12 protein-coding genes are annotated in these 16,019 nt (G+C 66.4%); 8 read left to right on the top strand and 4 right to left on the bottom strand.

Annotation, left to right across the window (positions count from 1 at the left end):
- Positions 1–27: 27 nt before the first annotated feature.
- A complete protein-coding gene (locus AN936_RS09835) occupies positions 28–999 on the bottom strand; it encodes an NAD(P)H-dependent flavin oxidoreductase (protein ID WP_054587994.1) in 972 nt (323 codons plus the stop codon).
- Between the two features lie 278 nt (positions 1,000–1,277).
- Complete coding sequence (locus AN936_RS09830; protein ID WP_054587993.1) at positions 1,278–2,180, bottom strand: carbon-nitrogen hydrolase family protein; 903 nt, start codon at positions 2,178–2,180, stop codon at positions 1,278–1,280.
- A 335-nt stretch (positions 2,181–2,515) separates the two neighbouring features.
- Here AN936_RS09830 and AN936_RS09825 point away from each other — a divergent pair, with 335 nt between their 5' ends.
- From AN936_RS09825 to AN936_RS09810, 4 genes are read left to right on the top strand one after another with little or no spacing between them, the layout of a single operon-like run.
- A complete protein-coding gene (locus AN936_RS09825; RefSeq protein ID WP_054587992.1) occupies positions 2,516–3,904 on the top strand; it encodes a TIGR03013 family XrtA/PEP-CTERM system glycosyltransferase in 1,389 nt (462 codons plus the stop codon).
- A 2-nt stretch (positions 3,905–3,906) separates the two neighbouring features.
- Entirely contained in the window at positions 3,907–6,042 is a 2,136-nt protein-coding gene (gene prsK / locus AN936_RS09820; RefSeq protein WP_234715794.1) for an XrtA/PEP-CTERM system histidine kinase PrsK, read from the top strand.
- Entirely contained in the window at positions 6,039–7,415 is a 1,377-nt protein-coding gene (gene prsR, locus AN936_RS09815) for a PEP-CTERM-box response regulator transcription factor (RefSeq protein WP_054587991.1), read from the top strand. Before prsK ends, prsR begins: the two co-directional genes overlap by 4 nt.
- 1 nt (position 7,416) lies before the next feature.
- Positions 7,417–9,261, top strand: a complete 1,845-nt coding sequence (locus AN936_RS09810; RefSeq protein ID WP_054587990.1) for a tetratricopeptide repeat protein — start codon at positions 7,417–7,419, stop codon at positions 9,259–9,261.
- 244 nt (positions 9,262–9,505) lie between these two features.
- Here the strand turns inward: AN936_RS09810 and AN936_RS09805 are convergent, their stop codons facing one another.
- Positions 9,506–9,853: a GntR family transcriptional regulator gene (locus AN936_RS09805; RefSeq protein ID WP_054587989.1), complete on the bottom strand. Its 348-nt coding sequence runs from the start codon at positions 9,851–9,853 to the stop codon at positions 9,506–9,508.
- A 71-nt stretch (positions 9,854–9,924) separates the two neighbouring features.
- A complete protein-coding gene (locus tag AN936_RS09800; RefSeq protein ID WP_054587988.1) occupies positions 9,925–10,506 on the bottom strand; it encodes a nitroreductase family protein in 582 nt (193 codons plus the stop codon).
- Positions 10,507–10,693: 187 nt separating this feature from the next.
- On the opposite strand from AN936_RS09800, the gene AN936_RS09795 reads away from it, so the two are divergent.
- The 4 genes from AN936_RS09795 (at position 10,694) to AN936_RS09780 (ending at position 16,019) form a co-directional block, all read left to right on the top strand.
- Positions 10,694–12,334, top strand: coding sequence for a peptide MFS transporter (locus AN936_RS09795; protein WP_054587987.1), 1,641 nt, complete (start codon positions 10,694–10,696; stop codon positions 12,332–12,334).
- Between the two features lie 3 nt (positions 12,335–12,337).
- Complete coding sequence (locus AN936_RS09790; protein WP_084758268.1) at positions 12,338–13,750, top strand: amidohydrolase; 1,413 nt, start codon at positions 12,338–12,340, stop codon at positions 13,748–13,750.
- Between the two features lie 119 nt (positions 13,751–13,869).
- Entirely contained in the window at positions 13,870–15,153 is a 1,284-nt protein-coding gene (locus AN936_RS09785; RefSeq protein ID WP_234715793.1) for an amidohydrolase family protein, read from the top strand.
- 167 nt (positions 15,154–15,320) lie between these two features.
- Positions 15,321–16,019, top strand: a complete 699-nt coding sequence (locus tag AN936_RS09780) for an NnrU family protein (RefSeq protein ID WP_054587985.1) — start codon at positions 15,321–15,323, stop codon at positions 16,017–16,019.

The following is a 16,019-nucleotide window of genomic DNA, read 5'->3' as shown; positions in this document are numbered from 1 at the left end:
GCGCGGCGATGGTCACCCCCTATCGGATCAGAGACGAACCTTCGCCTCCAGCTCGCGGCGCGCGGCGACATATTGCGCTTCGAGTTCGGCGACGAATTCTGCCACCGGGCGGACGGCGCTGACCGGGCCGATGCCCTGACCCGAACCCCAGATATCCTTCCACGCCTTGACCTTGGTGTTGCCGCCCGAACCGAAGTTCATCGTCTTCAAATCGCCCTCGGGAAGATTTTCGGGGTCCATCCCTGCGGCGACGATCGACTGGCGGAGATAATTGCCGTGCACCCCGGTGAAGAGGTTCGAATAGACGATGTCGGCGGCGCGCCCCTCGACGATGCCGTTCTTGTAGCCGTCCTCGGCATTCGCCTCGGCGGTAGCGATGAAGGCGCTGCCGATATAGGCGAGGTCGGCGCCGCACGCCTGCGCGGCGAGGATCGAGCGGCCATGGCCGATCGCCCCCGACAGTGCGACGGGGCCGTCGAACCATTCGCGGATTTCCTGAACGAGGGCGAACGGCGACTGGCGGCCGGCATGCCCGCCGGCGCCCGCGGCGACCGGAATCAGCCCGTCGGCGCCCTTTTCGACCGCCTTGCGCGCGAAGCGGTCGTCGATGACGTCATGCAGCGTGATGCCGCCCCAGTTGTGGACGGCCTGATTGAGTTCCTCGCGCGCGCCCAATGAGGTGATGGTGATCGGCACCTTCCACTTCTCGCAGGTCGCGATGTCCTGTTCGAGGCGGTCGTTCGACTTGTGGACGATCTGGTTGACCGCGAAAGGCGCCGACAGACGGTCGGGATTGGCGCGATCCCACGCCGCCAGCTCCTCGGTGATCCGGTGCAGCCACTCGTCGAGCAAGGTCTGCGGGCGCGCGTTAAGCGCCGGAAAGCTGCCGACGATTCCCGCCTTGCACTGCGCAATCACCAGATCGGGGCCCGACACGATAAACAACGGCGAACCGATAACGGGCAGGCGCAGACGGTCGAAAATCGGGGGAAGGGCCATGAATCACTCTCCGGTTGCCAATTGCAACTGACCTTAACGTAAACGGAAAGCTGTGCAAGAGGGAGCCGGAGCGAATTGTGCGGGCGGGAGTGGTCGCGGGTTTCGGCGGGTTGCGGCCGTTAGGCCAACCCTTATCCGTTCGCATCGAGCGAAGTCGAGATGCCCCTCGGGCTGGGCACAACCTCGATGGGTGTCTCGACTTCGCTCGACACGAACGGAAACGGGACAGTCTGGATACCACCCCAATGCGGACAATCGTTACCGGGTATCGCGACGGTTCAATCGAGCCATTCGACCTTGTAGAGATCGAGCCGCCGGTCGGCGAGATTGCGGACCGCGCCGCCTTCGCGGGCCTTGCGCAGATCGGCGAGCGAGAGGTCGGCGACCGCCATGCCTTCGCTGTTCGGGGTGACTTCGGCCGCGATGCCGTCGCGGGCGAAAGGGAAGTCCGACGGCGTCAGGATCGCGCTTTCGGCGTGGTGGATGTCCATGTTGAAGACGTTCGGCAGGTTGCCGGTCACCCCTGCGGTCACGACATAGCATTGATTTTCGACCGCGCGCGCCGCGCAGCAATAGCGGACGCGCAAATGGCCGCGGCGGTCGTCGGTGCAATAGGGGACGAACAGGACCGTCGCGCCCTGGTCGACGAGGCGGCGCGCGAGTTCGGGAAATTCGCTGTCGTAACAGATCATCAGGCCGACCGGGCCGCAATCGGTTTCGATGACGTCGGCGTCGCGCGCCGTGCCGCCCTCGATCCCCCATGCCTCACGCTCGGAGGGGGTGGGATGGATTTTGTCGCGGTGGTGCGTGGCGCCGTCGCGCAGGAAGATATGGCCCCGATTGCGCATCGCGCCGCCGGCGATCCGCACCGGATGCGAGCCGCCGATGATGTTGATGCGATATTGCTTCGCCAGCCCCGCCATGAAGGCGTTGAAGCGCGGGGTCAGCGCGTCGATCGCGTCCATCGCCGCGGCGGCGGACAGGCGCGCGGTCGAGAGCAACTGCATCGGAAACAGCTCGGGGAAGGTGATGAAATCGCACCCGTAATCCGATGCCGACGCAGTGAAATATTCGACCTGCCGTTCGAGTTCGTCGGGCGATGATATGCCGTGCAGCCGGTATTGAACGGCGGCGACGCGAATCTTGTCGGGGGCGGCGGCGGGCGAGGCGGGTGCGGTCATGGCGGGCTTTTAGGCTGGCCATCGGGTGGCTGTCCATCGGCATGCCGGGGAGGGCGAGGCAGGGTCTGATTAGGGGTGGATTCCTGACCGTCCTCTATTTCCGTTCGTGTCGAGCGAAGTCGAGACACCCATCGAGGTTGCGCCTGGCCCGAGGGGCATCTCGACTTCGCTCGATGCGAACGGGTAAGGTTGGCCCAAACGGCAACAACCGGCCGAAACCACCCATCCGTACTTTCGATTTGCAGCCCATCCCGACCCGGCATAAACATGTGTAAAATTAACCGACACTTCACGCCTGTCGCTTAGGGTCGCGGCCCGAAAGGGCGCAGTGCTGCATGTTTCGTTTGTTCAAACATTATGTTCCCCATGCGGTCGTCTGGCTGGCGCTGGTCGATTTCCTCGCGCTGCTCCTTTCGGCGGAGGGGGCGTGGCACATTTATGCGCACCAGGCCAATTTCGACGCGGGGACGTTCGGCGACCGGCTGCTTCCCGTTGCCACCTTTGCGATCGCCAATTCGCTCGCGATGATGGCGACCGGCATGTACGGGACCGAGGCGCTGCGTTCGATGCGTTTCGCGACCGCGCGGCTGCTCGTCGCCGTATCGCTGGGCGTCATTTTCCTCGCGGTGGTGGGGTTCCTGTTGCCGACCGCGACGTTGTGGCGCGCCAACAGCCTCTACGCGATGGTGATCGCGATCGCCGCCCTGCTCCTGATCCGGCTCGCGCTGACCCAGACCGCGGCGCCCGAAGCGTTTCGCCGCCGCGTCCTCGTGCTCGGCGCCGGGCCGCGCGCGGCGCGGTTGCAGGCACTGGCCGACCAGCCGGGAAGCGGGCTGACGATCGCCGGCTTCGTCGCGATGGCCGATGTCGAAAAGACGATGACGCGCGCGGTGCCGCGCGAGAAGATCGCGAACCTGTCCGATCATGTCGTCGCGCTCGGCGCCGGCGAGGTCGTGCTGGCGCTCGAGGAACGGCGCAACGCCTTGCCGTTGGCCGACCTCTTGCGCGTCAAGACGACGGGGGTCCATGTCAACGATATCGCCAGTTTCATCGAGCGTGAAACGGGACGCGTCGACCTTGCGACGACCAATCCTAGCGGGCTGATCTTTTCGGACGGTTTTTCGGCAGGACAGCGGATTTCGAAGGCGGGCAAGCGCCTGTTCGACATCGTCGCCAGCCTGCTCGTGCTGGTCATCGGCCTGCCGCTGATGCTGATCGCCGCAATTGCGGTGAAACTCGACAGCAAGGGACCGGTTTTCTATCGCCAGTCGCGCGTCGGCATGTTCGGCGAGCCCTATGACATATTGAAAATCCGGTCGATGCGGACCGACGCCGAAGCCGCCGGCAAGGCGGTGTGGGCGAGCGAGAACGACCCGCGCATCACCCGCGTCGGCAACATCATCCGCAAGCTGCGGATCGACGAACTGCCGCAGCTCTGGTGCGTGCTGAAGGGCGATATGAGCTTTGTCGGCCCGCGCCCCGAACGCCCGAGTTTCGTCGAGGAACTCGAACAGCAACTTCCCTATTATGCCGAGCGGCACATGGTGAAACCCGGCCTGACCGGCTGGGCGCAGATCAATTACCCCTATGGCGCGTCGGTCGAGGATGCGCGCGTGAAGCTCGAATATGATCTCTATTACGCCAAGAATTACTCGCCCTTCCTCGACCTGTTGATCCTGCTGCAGACGGTTCGTGTCGTGCTGTGGCCGGAGGGTGCACGCTGACGATGGTGCTGGGGGGCGCCTCGCACATCCTGTCGGGACTGGCGCTGCTCGGCTTCGTCGGGGTCACCCTGTGGCTGCTGGCGCGGCCGCGGGCGCGTATGGCGGTGCTGGTGCCCGCACCGCGCTGGCTAATTGCCGCCGCCGCCGCGACCGGACTGTGGTGCGCCGCGCTTTATCTCTTCGATTCCGGGTCGTCCGAGGCGCTCGTCGTGCAGTCGCTGCGCAACGCGGTAATGCTCGGCTGGCTCGCCGCAACCTTCTGGTCGCCCGCGGCGCCGATGTCGCGGCCGCTGCGCCTGATCGTCCGCTTGCTCGTCACGATCAGCCTGATCAGTCTGATCATGGGCGCGGCGGCGCATCTGCGCGACAGCACCGCGGCGGGGCAATGGCTCGACCCGGCGCTGGGGATTGCGGCGATGATCGTCGCATCGGGCGGCCTCCTGATCATCGATGGCGGCGTTCGCCATGCGAGCACGACGCTGCGCATGCCGGTGATGGCGGTCGCCGGCGGTTTTGCGATGCTGTGGGGCTATGAGCTCAATTTCCAGTTGCTCGGCGCGCTGACCGGCAAGCCGGCGTCGGCGCTGATCGCGCTGCTCCCGGCGATGGCCTTGCTGACCCTGCCGGCCTATGTCGTCGCGGCGATGGATATCGGGCGCGAGCGGATGCAATTGTCGCGCACCGCGGCGATGCGGACGATTATCCTGCTCGGCGCCGCCGCCTATCTGATCCTGATCGGGCTGACCGGCGCGGTCGCGCGGCTGGTCGGGGGCGATTATGGCGATCTGGCGCAGGGCATCTCGCTGATCGTCGCGCTCGGTGCGGGCGGGCTGCTGTTTCTGTCGGGCCGCGCGCGCGCCTGGCTGTCGGTGACCATCTCGAAGCATTTTTTCGAGCATCGCTATGACTATCGCACCGAATGGATGCGCTTCACCGCGACGCTCGGCGACGGGGGCGAGCAGGCGGGACCCGACGACGACAATCTCCACCGCCGCGTCGCCAAGGCGCTTGCCGAACTGACCGGCAGCCCGGCGGCGCTGCTGATGCGTCCCGACGCGCTCGGCGGGTTTCGCGTCACCGACCATTGGCACTGGCCGACGGAAGAGGCGGACGAGACCACGCTGTCGCTGCGGTCGGCTTTCATGCTGCAGGAAACGCGGCATATCGTCGAACTCGACGCGCTGCGCCGCGGCGCTATGGGGGTCGCCGCCGATCTGGCGATTCCCGACTGGCTGGTCGCCGATCCGCGGGCGTGGGTGATCGTGCCGGTGCTGCATTTCCAGCGGATGATCGCGGTCGTCGTCCTCCACCGTCCTGCGATCTCGCGCGCGCTCGACTGGGAGGATCTCGACGTGCTGCGTATCGCGGGGCAGCAGGCGGCAAGCTACCTCGCCGAGGCGCAGAGCCAGCAGGCGCTGTCCGAAGCGCGGCGCTTCGACGAATTCAACCGCCGCTTTGCCTTCATCATGCACGATATCAAGAATCTCGCGAGCCAGCTCGGCCTGCTCGCGCGCAATGCCGAGCGCCACGCCGACAAGCCCGAATTCCGCGCCGACATGGTCGAAACGCTGAAGATTTCGGCCGGCCGCCTGTCGGACCTGCTCGTCCGCCTGTCGCCGCGCGCCCGCGGCCGCGCGGCGGAGGCGGAGCGGGTGCTCGTCGAACCGGTGCTTCAGGCGGTGGCGGCCGAATTGCGGCCGCGCCGGGTGCTGTTCGTCGGCTGCCAGGCCGGGCTCGCGACATGGGGCGACGCGGCATCGCTTCGCCAGATCGTCCAGCATCTCGCCGCCAACGCGATCGATGCGTCGCCGCCGGGCAGCGTGGTGCAGCTCGTCGCGGCGAACGAGCAGGGGCGGGTGCGCATCGACGTGATCGACGAGGGCAGCGGGATGAGCCGCGCCTTTGTCCGCGAGCAATTGTTCAAGCCCTTCGTCTCGACCAAGGACGCCGGTTTCGGCCTCGGCGCTTTCGAGGCGTTGCAACTGGCGCAGGCGATGGGCGGAACGATCGACGTGGCGAGCGAGCCGGGACGCGGCAGCAAATTCTCGCTGTGGCTGCCGGAGGGCAGTGCAGGGGGCGACGTGGGGTCGCCCGAACCGATGGTGCCCGAACCGATAGTGAAAGTGACGACGAAATGAGCGAGACCGGCTCCGACCTTCCCGCGCTGCTGATCGTCGAGGACGATCCGGGGCTACAGACGCAGCTCAAATGGGCCTATGACGGCTATCGGGTGCTGATCGCGGGCGATCATGACAGCGCGATCGACCTGCTGCGCGCCGAGGAGCCGGCGGTGGTGACGCTCGATCTTGGCCTGCCGCCCGATCCCGACGGGACGCGCGAGGGGTTTCGGGTGCTGAAGGCGATCCTGGAGGCAAAACCCGACACCAAGGTGATCGTCGTATCGGGGCATGGCGAACGCGCCAGCGCGCTCAATGCCATCGCGAGCGGCGCGTGGGACTTCTACCAGAAACCGATCGATATCGACGAACTGGGATTGATCGTCCGCCGCGCCTTCCATGTCCGCGAGCTCGAGGTCGAGAATGCCCGGCTCGCCGAGCAGGGCGCGAGCGACAATCGCATCCTCGGCGGGATGATCACCGGCGCGCCCGAGATGCTGAAGGTCGCGCGGACGATCGAACGCGTCGCGAATCTCGACGTCTCGGTCATGCTGCTCGGCGCCAGCGGGACCGGCAAGGAATTGCTGGCGCGCGGGCTGCACGAGGCTAGCGGCCGCCGCGACGGTGCCTTCGTCGCGATCAACTGCGCCGCGATCCCCGAGAATCTGCTCGAAAGCGAGCTGTTCGGGCACGAGAAGGGCGCCTTCACCGGCGCGGTCAAGACGACCGAGGGCAAGATCGAACTGGCGCATGGCGGCACGCTGTTCCTCGACGAGGTCGGCGACATCCCGCTGCCGCTTCAGGTCAAGCTGCTGCGCTTCCTGCAGGAACGGACGATCGAGCGCATCGGCGGGCGAAAGGCGATAGCCGTCGATACCCGCATCATCTGCGCGACGCACCGCGACCTCGATGCGATGATCGCCGCGCAAAGCTTTCGCGACGATCTTTATTACCGGCTCGCCGAAATGGTCGTGAAAATCCCTGCGCTCGCCGAGCGGCCCGGCGACGCGGTGCTGCTCGCGCGGCATTTCCTCCATCATTACGCGCCGGAGATGAACCCGGCGGTGCGCGGCTTCGCGCCCGATGCATTGCAGGCGATCGACGAGGCGCGCTGGCCGGGGAATGTCCGCGAACTGGAAAACCGGATCAAGCGCGCGGTGATCATGGCCGACGGCAAGCTGGTGACGCGGGATGACCTCGACATGTCGGGCGGGGCGGACGGCGACGACGAGGCGTGGCTGAATCTGCGCAGCGCGCGCGAGGCGGCCGACCGCGTCGCGATCCGCCGCGCCGTGACGCAGAGCGAGGGCAATATTTCGGCCGCCGCCAAGCTGCTCGGGATCAGCCGGCCGACGCTTTACGACCTGCTCAAGCAATATCGGATGCACGCCTGAAATGAGGCAAGGCCGTTTCTGGACAGGCACGCTGCTGGTCGCGGCGCTGCTGGCCGGATGCGGCGGCCCGCGTCCGGTCGATACGCGCCAGGCTCTCGAACAGCGGCGCGCCGAATTGCAGGACGCGGTTGCGGACAATCCGGAAGCGATCGCCGAACGCGTCGAACTGGCACGCATCGCGTTCCGGCTGGGCGACGGGGTGGCGGCCGGAGCGGCGGTGAAAGCGGCAATCGACGCCGGCGGCAACGAGGCGACGCTCCGCCCGCTGCTGGCGCGCGCCTTTGCCATGCAGGGCGACGGAATGCGGGCGCTCCAGACGCTCGACGCCGGACCGATCGCGCCGGAAGCGATGGGCGAGGCGGCGTGGGTCGCGGGCAATGTCCATCTCGACGACGGCGATCTCGGTGCGGCGCGCGACGCCTATGACCGCGCGGTGCGCGAACTGCCGCGTTCGTCGGCGCTGTGGGTCGATGTCGCGCGCTTTCGCGATGCCAATGCCGACACATTGGGCGCTCGCGACGCGATCGACTATGCCATCGAGCTCGACAAGGCGAACGGCGCGGCGCTCGCCTACAAGGCGAACCTCATCCGCACCGAAGAAGGGCTGACCGCCTCGCTCATATGGTATGACGCGGCGCTTGCCGCCGATCCCGACAACGCCGGTGCGCTGATCGACCAGGCGGCGACGCTCGGCGACCTCGGCCGCTACCACGACATGCTCGGCGCACTCCGCCATGCCGCGACGCTCACGCCCGGCAATCCGCGCATCTATTATCTGCAAGCCGTGCTTGCGGCGCGCGGCGGCAATTACCGGCTGGCGCGCAGCCTGCTGCAGCGCACGCGCGGGCAGATGGACGAAGTTCCCGGTTTCATGCTGCTGAGCGCGATCGTCGAACTGGAGCTGGGCGGCGAAGCCGTCGCGGCGACTTGGGCCGACCGGCTGCTGTCCGAACAGCCCGACAATATGACCGCGCGGCGGATCCTCGCGCTGTCGGACTGGGCGGGCGGCGATGCCGACGGCGCGGCCGAAGCGCTGATCCCGATCGTCGACCGCGGCGATGCCGATAGCTGGTCGCTGCTGCTCGCCGGACGCGTGGCGGCAGAACTAGGCCGGCGCGGCGAGTCGGCCGACTATCTCGCGCGCGCGGCGTCGCTGTCGCGCGGCGATGCGGCGCCGTTCGCGGTCGATAACGACTATGGGTTCCTGTCGATGGCCGCCGACGCCGAGCCGCTCAATCCGGCGCGGGCGATCCCGGCGATCGGCGCCGACATCATGGCGGGGCAGGCGGGGCGCGCGATCGAGCGGGCGACACGGCTGCGCGATGCCAACCGCGGGGTTGCCGACGCGCATATCCTGCTCGGCGATGCTGCGATGGCGGGCGGGCAGTTCGCGCTTGCGGTCCAATCCTATCGCGCGGCGCGCGATCTCGATGCCGGTGAGCGGACGACGCTGCGGTTGGCGCACGCGCTGTTCCGCGCCGGCGATGCCGCCGGTTCGGGCGCCGCGATCCTCGCGTTGCGCGACAGCCAGCCGTCGAGCATCGCCGCCGACCGGCTGGCGGGGCATCTCGCGATGGACCTCGAACATTGGGATCAGGCGATCGCGCATTTCGAGCGCGTCCGGCGCCGCATCGGCAACCGCGACGTCGTCGTGCTGCGCGAATTGTCGAAGGCCTGGAGTGCAAAGGGAGACGGCGCGCAGGCGACGAGGCTGATCGCGCGCGCCTATCGGCTGCAGCCGCTGAATACAGAGATCATGCGGCTCTATGCCGACCGGCTCGCCGAGGCGGGCGATGCGCAGGGCGCCGCCGATTTGCGCGACAAGGCGCGGCAGATCGGGCGGTAAGGGGGAAGTCAGGTTTCAGGGTTCGGATGACGGCTAACAGCTGGAAGCTGCCGTCTCTTTCATCGTCATCCTGAACTTGGTTCAGGATCCATGGTCTGTCGTTTACTTCGGCGCTGCGCCAAATTCGAGTTCGGGCCATGGATGCTGAAACGAGTTCAGCATGACGAGATTTGAAGGGCAGCTCCCCACCCCAAAGCCCGTCAAGCCGATAAGGCCGCCACGACCGAGCCGGGTTTCGTCCGTCTCAGGCCTCGGTCAGGTCGAGAAGCGTCCGCGCGTCCAGCCCGATGCGCCGCATCTGCTCCGCGACCGGGGGCCAGACATTGGCGAGAAAGTCTTCGCGCATCAGCGTCCGCAGCCGCTCGGTCGCACCTTGCGCGACGAACATTCCGACGCCGCGCTTTACCGTTACCAGCCCTTCGTCCTGAAAGGTCTGATACGCCTTGGCGACGGTCAGCGGGTTCGCGCCCTGCTCGGCCGCGAGCGAGCGTACCGACGGCAACATGTCGCCGTCGCGGAAGCTGCCGTCGAGGATGGCGTTGGCGATGACATCGCGCAGGCGCTGGTACACGGGTTTGGACTGATCGAGCATGCCGCCTTAATGCCATAAGACAGCAGCACAGTCAAACGTGCTTCCTTACAAACTAGGGCGCACTTCTGAAATTAAATGTCCCAAGCGCTCACGACGTCGTCATATTCGGGCCGTGGCCGTTCCGACAGCGCGCCGCCGGCGGTGCCGAGGAAGAAATAGCCGACGATCGTATCGCCCGCGCGCGCGCCGAAAGCCTGCGCCACCTGAGGGCTATACGCGGCCCAGCCGGTCAGCCAGCTTCCGACGAAACCATGTGCGTGCGCGGCGTGGAGCAGGTTCATGCCGACCGCGCCGGCCGACATCTGTTGTTCCCACAGCGGAATTTTCACGCCCTGCGCGGGGGTGGAAAGAAGGACGAGCAGCGTCGGGGCCTGATGCGCGAACTGGTCGAGCGCCGACAGGTCCATTCCCGCCGCGCCGGGATTCTCGGCGACCCAGGCATTTTTGAGCAAGGTCGCGAAGGCGCCGCGCTGGTCGTCGGCGACGGTGACGACGCGCCAGGGGGCGAGCTTGCCATGGTCGGGGGTGCGCAGCGCGAGCGCGATAATGTCCTTCAGCGTGGCGGCATCGGGGCCCGGCGCGACCATGTCGCGCGCCTTTCCCGAGCGGCGGGTGGCGAGGTGGGCGAGCAGCGAGGAGGTGTCGTTGAACATGGCAGCGCATGTGGCGTTTTCGGGCGCCAAACGCAAGTGTTGCGAATCGTTCGCAACAGTTTTTGGCCCGGATGAACCGGTTTCACGCGCAATTAGATTCTTCCCATGAGAAATTTTCGCGCTAGGTTGCCCCATTCGCGCGGCGGGAAGCCGCGGTCAAAATATCCGGGAAAAGGGACACATTTACATGAAAGACATGGGCCTTTGGGACGAAGGCGACTGGATCGCGGTGATCGCGCTGGTCGTGCTGGGGGTGTTCCTGACCATCGGGGCACTGATTGCAGGCAGCAAGAAACCCGAATTCGCCGGCCACCCCAAGGGCCTGTACATGTTGTTCTTCGCCGAGATGTGGGAGCGTTTCTCCTACTACGGCATGCGCGCGCTGCTGATCTTCTACCTGACGCAGCACTGGCTGTTTTCGGACGGCAAATCGAACCTGATCTATGGGGCCTATACCAGCCTTGTGTATATCACCCCGGTGCTCGGCGGCTATCTGGCCGACCGCTATCTGGGACAGCGCAAGGCGGTGTTGTTCGGCGGCGTCCTGCTCGCGCTCGGCCATTTGTTCATGGCGGTCGAGGGCGATCACGGGATCACCGATGCCGCGGTCAAGCAGTCCGAAGGCGCGATCAACGTCTTCTGGCTGGCGCTGGCGCTGATCATCGTCGGTTCGGGCTTCCTGAAAGCGAACATCTCGGTGATGGTCGGTCAGCTCTATCGCCTGACCGATGCCCGCCGCGACGCTGCCTATACCATCTTCTATATGGGGATTAACGTCGGCGCCGCGCTCGGCACGATCCTCGTCGGCTATCTCGGCCAGAAGATCGGCTGGTCGTACGGCTTCGGCCTCGCCGGCATCGGCATGGTCGCCGGCCTGATCGTCTTCGTCCTCGGAAAGAACGTCCTGCTCGGCGCGGGCGAGGCACCGGCGCCGCTGGCGCGCAACAAGGAAATCTCCATCTATGGCATCGGCATCGCCGCGGTCGCGGTGATGTGGGCGCTGGTCCAGTATCAGGACGTCATCCAGAATATCCTGATCGTCTCGGGCCTCGCGCTGCTCGGCTATGTCCTCTACGAAAGTTTCAAGCTCGACAAGGAACCGCGCGAGCGTATGTTCGCAATCCTGTTCCTGATCGCATTGAACCCGCTGTTCTGGGGTCTGTTCGAACAGGCCGGCGGCAGCTTCAACCTCTATACCGACCGTTTTGTCGACAAGGGCGGCGTCCCCGCGTCGGTGTTCCAGTCGATCAACCCCATCTACATCATCCTCTTCGCGCCGGTCTTTGCGGCGCTGTGGCAATGGCTCGGCAAGCGCGGGCTCGAACCGTCGGCGCCCGCGAAGTTCGCGCTGGCGCTCGCGCAGGTCGGCCTTGGCTTCCTCGTCTTCGTCTGGGGCGCGAACAGCGTCGGGCCCGCGGTCGCGACGCCGGTCTTCTTCGTCTTCATGCTCTATCTGCTCCATACGACGGGCGAGCTTTGCCTGTCGCCGGTCGGGCTCAGCGCGATGAACCGGCTGGCGCCGAGCTTCCTTGCGTCGCTGATCATGGGGGCCTGGTTCTACATGACAGCCGTCGGCAATTTCGTCGCCGGCAAGATCGGCGAGGCGACGGGCGGCGAAAGCGGCAACATGACCAAGGAAGCGACGCTCGGCATCTATTGGGAAATCGGGCTGATAACGATCGGCGTTAGCGTCGTCGTGCTTGCGCTGTCGCCGATCGTCAAGAAGTGGATGCATCTCGAAACGCTGCGCGACCGGGAGATTCCCGGCCGCGAAGAACTGGGCGAACCGCAGGCCGCCGGCACCCATCCCGAACCGAAGGGGGCGTAAGCGATGATCCGGGGCGTGAAGGGCGGCCTGCTCGCCGCGGTGTCGCTGGCGTTCGCCGGTTGTGCCGCGACGGGGTCCGATGCGAAGTCGGCGGGCGACGAGCCCACCGCGCCGGCGGCGAAGCCGGTCAAGTTCGACAAGGACCCCTATCCCTCGACCTACAAGCCTTATCCGGGCCGCCCGACGGCGGTGCGCGGCGTCACCATCTTCGACGGCGAGGGCGGGCGGATCGACAATGGCACCGTGCTGCTCGCGGGCGGCAAGGTCGAGGCGGTCGGCGGCGCCGACACGCCGGTCCCCGAGGGCGCCGATATCGTCGACGGGACCGGCAAATATGTAACGCCGGGCGTGATCGACATCCACAGCCACCTCGGCGACTATCCTTCGCCCAGCGTCGATGCGCATTCGGACGGCAATGAAGCAACCTCGCCGACGACGCCCGAGGTCTGGTCCGAACATAGCGTCTGGCCGCAGGATCCGGGCTTCAGCCGCGCGCTGGCCAATGGCGGCGTGACCTCGCTCCAGATCTTGCCGGGCAGCGCCAATCTGATGGGCGGCCGCTCGATCACGCTCAAGAATGTGCCGTCGCGCACGGTGCAGGGGATGAAATTCCCCGGCGCCCCCTATGGCCTCAAAATGGCATGCGGCGAAAATCCGAAGCGTGTCTATGGCGCCAAGGGACGGATGCCCTCGACCCGCATGGGCAATTTCGCCGTCAACCGCGCGACGTGGCAGAAGGCGGCGGCGTACAAGAAAAAGATGGACGACGGCAAGGTCGTCGACCGCGACCTCGCGATGGAAACGCTCGCGGGCGTGCTGGCGGGCGAAATCCTCGTCCACAATCATTGCTACCGCGCCGACGAGATGGCGCTGGTCATCGATATGTCGAAGGAATTCGGTTACAAGGTATCGACCTTCCACCACGCGGTCGAGGCGTACAAGATCGCCGATATCCTTGCGAAAGAGAATATCTGCTCGGCAATGTGGGCCGACTGGTGGGGCTTCAAGATGGAAGCCTATGACAGTGTCAACGAGAATATTCCGCTGGTGTACAAGGCGGGCGCCTGCACGATCGTCCATTCGGATGACGCCAACCAGATCCAGCGGCTGAATCAGGAAGCGGCGAAGGCGCTGAAGGCCGGCCGCCGCATGGGGATGCAGATCAGCGACGAACAGGCGTGGACCTGGCTGTCGTGGAACCCGGCGAAGGCGCTGGGGATCGGCGAAAAGACGGGCAGCCTGAAACCCGGCAAGATGGCCGACGTCGTGCTGTGGAACGGCAATCCGTTCAGCGCCTATACGCGCCCCGAAAAGGTATGGATCGACGGCGCGTTGATGTTCGACGCGATGGACCCGAAACGGCGGCCGGTGAGCGACTTCGAGCTCGGCCACCCGGGCGAGGGAGATGTGAAATGAGAAATCTCGTCACCTTCCTCAATTTCCGTTCGCATCGAGCGCAGTCGAGATGCCCATCAGTCGTGCGCGCCTTCGGGGTGTCTCGACTTCGCTCGACACGAGCGGAATTGGGGAGTGCATTGGTTGCAGCCCTGGCGCTTACCACGCCCGCCGCCGCGCAGGACGTCGCGATCGTCAATGCAAAGCTCGTCATCGGCGACGGCAGCGCCCCGGTCGAGGGCGGTTCGGTCGTCATCCGCGGCGGCAAGGTCGTCGCGGCAGGCGCCGGGGTTGCCGTGCCCGCCGGGATCGAACGTGTCGATGCGCAGGGCCGTTATGTCACGCCGGGCATCGTTGCGGCATTCAGCCGCGTCGGGCTGGTCGAGGTCGACGCCGTTACCGGGACGAACGACCGCGGCGCGGCGCGGTCGCGCTTTTCCGCCGGGCTCGACATCGCGCCCGCGCTCAACCCGATGGGCTCGCCGGTCGCGGTCAACCGCGCCTCGGGCGTCACCCGGGCGATCGTCGCGCCGAGCGCGAGCAGCAACTTGTTCGCCGGGCAGGGCGCCGTCGTCGACCTGGCCGACGACATGGACATGGTGACGCGCCCGCGCGCGCTGCAATTCGTCGCCTTTGGTGAAGACGGTTCGGCGAAGGCCGGCGGCAGCCGCGCCGCGACCTTCCTTCTGTTTCGCGAACAATTGCTCGCCGCGCGCAGCTACGCCCGCAACCCCGCGACCTTGGCCGAATGGGGCAATGACGCGATGATCCAGCGCGCCGATGCCGAGGCGCTGGTGCGGGTGATCGACGGCAAGACGCCGCTGTTCGTCCGCGTCGACCGCGCCGCCGATATATTGAACGTCATCAAGCTGAAGGGCGAATTCCCTGCGCTGAAGCTCGTCCTCGTCGGCGTCACCGAAGGCTGGCTGGTCGCGCGCGAGGTCGCGGCAGCGAAGGTGCCGGTGCTCGTGTCGCCGCTCAGCGACCTGCCCGACAGTTTCGAACGGCTGGGCGCGACCCAGTCGAACGCCGGGCGGTTGAAGGCGGCGGGTGTCGACATCTCGGTCGGCGTCTTCGACGACGACGATGCGCATAAAATGGGCTATGCCACCCAATATGCTGGCAACCTCGTCGGGCTGGCGAAGCTGCCGGGCGCGAGCGGGCTGAGCTGGGATCAGGCCTTCGCCTCGATCAGCAGCGCCCCGGCGCGCGCGGTCGGAATGGAGGGCAGCATCGGATCGCTGCGCCCCGGCCGCGTCGGCGACGTCGTGATCTGGGACGACGATCCGCTCGAACTCGGCAGCCGGCCGACCGCGGTGTGGATCGACGGCAAGGCGCAGTCGCTGACGACACGGCAGGACCGCCTGCGCGACCGCTATGCGACGCCGGGCGAGGGCGCATTGCCGAAAGCCTATGACAGATAGTCATTTCGGGCGTTGCATTGGACCGCGCGACACCCCTCATTTCGTCATCCCGGCGAAGGCCGGGATCTCGCCCTCGCGTCTTGCGGCTACGGCGAGATCCCGGCCTTCGCCGGGATGACGGATGTGATATGATCGAAGGGTGTTGATGGGAGAGGGAGAGCGCTCCAATGCAACCGATGTCGCTGCTGGTCACCACATGCGTCCTGTTCGTCGGCACGCATTTCGCGCTGTCGCATCCGCTGCGCGCGCCGCTCGCCGGTCGGATGGGCGAGCGGGCGTTCCTGATCGTCTATTCGATCGTCGCGATCGCGACGTTCATCATGGTGGTGCAGGCGTGGCGCGGAATGCCGCCCGAGCCGCCTTTGTGGGTCGCCGGCGATTTGCTCTGGGCCTTTGCGTCCTTGCTCGTCCTGTTCGCGAGCATATTGTTCATGGGGTCGCTGATCGGCAACCCGGCGCTGCCGGCGCCGAACGCCGCCTTTGCCGCGCAGGGCGCACCGCGCGGCGTTTTTGCGATCACGCGCCATCCGATGATGTGGGGCTTCGCGCTCTGGGCTTTCGCGCATGCGCTGGTGATGCCGACGCCGGCGCAGTTCGTCCTTTCGGGGATGATTGCCTTCCTCGCGCTCGCCGGGTCGGCGGGGCAGGACGTCAAGAAGGCGCGGTTGATGGGCGATAGCTGGCGGCACTGGGCGGCGCGGACGAGCTTCGTGCCCTTCGCCCGCCAACTGGGCGGGGCGCCATGGGGCGATACGCTGCCGCGGCCGCACGCCTTGTTCGGTGGCATCGTGCTGTGGATCGCCGCGACCTGGGCGCATGGCGCGCTCGGCTATATGGTCGCGGGCGTCTGGCGCTGGATCGGATAG

Source organism: Sphingopyxis macrogoltabida (assembly GCF_001307295.1).
Lineage (GTDB): Bacteria > Pseudomonadota > Alphaproteobacteria > Sphingomonadales > Sphingomonadaceae > Sphingopyxis > Sphingopyxis macrogoltabida_B.
Note: the sequence above shows the minus strand (reverse complement) of the source record. Positions and strands in the feature narration are given on the sequence as shown.

Coding starts and splice junctions, on each gene's coding strand:
- AN936_RS09800 (WP_054587988.1), bottom strand. CDS start 10,506: ATGTTCAACGACACCTCCTCGCTGCTCGCCCACCTCGCCACCCGCCGC.
- AN936_RS09805 (WP_054587989.1), bottom strand. CDS start 9,853: ATGCTCGATCAGTCCAAACCCGTGTACCAGCGCCTGCGCGATGTCATC.
- prsR (WP_054587991.1), top strand. CDS start 6,039: ATGAGCGAGACCGGCTCCGACCTTCCCGCGCTGCTGATCGTCGAGGAC.
- AN936_RS09830 (WP_054587993.1), bottom strand. CDS start 2,180: ATGACCGCACCCGCCTCGCCCGCCGCCGCCCCCGACAAGATTCGCGTC.
- AN936_RS09790 (WP_084758268.1), top strand. CDS start 12,338: ATGATCCGGGGCGTGAAGGGCGGCCTGCTCGCCGCGGTGTCGCTGGCG.
- prsK (WP_234715794.1), top strand. CDS start 3,907: ATGGTGCTGGGGGGCGCCTCGCACATCCTGTCGGGACTGGCGCTGCTC.
- AN936_RS09835 (WP_054587994.1), bottom strand. CDS start 999: ATGGCCCTTCCCCCGATTTTCGACCGTCTGCGCCTGCCCGTTATCGGT.
- AN936_RS09810 (WP_054587990.1), top strand. CDS start 7,417: ATGAGGCAAGGCCGTTTCTGGACAGGCACGCTGCTGGTCGCGGCGCTG.
- AN936_RS09825 (WP_054587992.1), top strand. CDS start 2,516: ATGTTTCGTTTGTTCAAACATTATGTTCCCCATGCGGTCGTCTGGCTG.
- AN936_RS09780 (WP_054587985.1), top strand. CDS start 15,321: ATGCAACCGATGTCGCTGCTGGTCACCACATGCGTCCTGTTCGTCGGC.
- AN936_RS09795 (WP_054587987.1), top strand. CDS start 10,694: ATGAAAGACATGGGCCTTTGGGACGAAGGCGACTGGATCGCGGTGATC.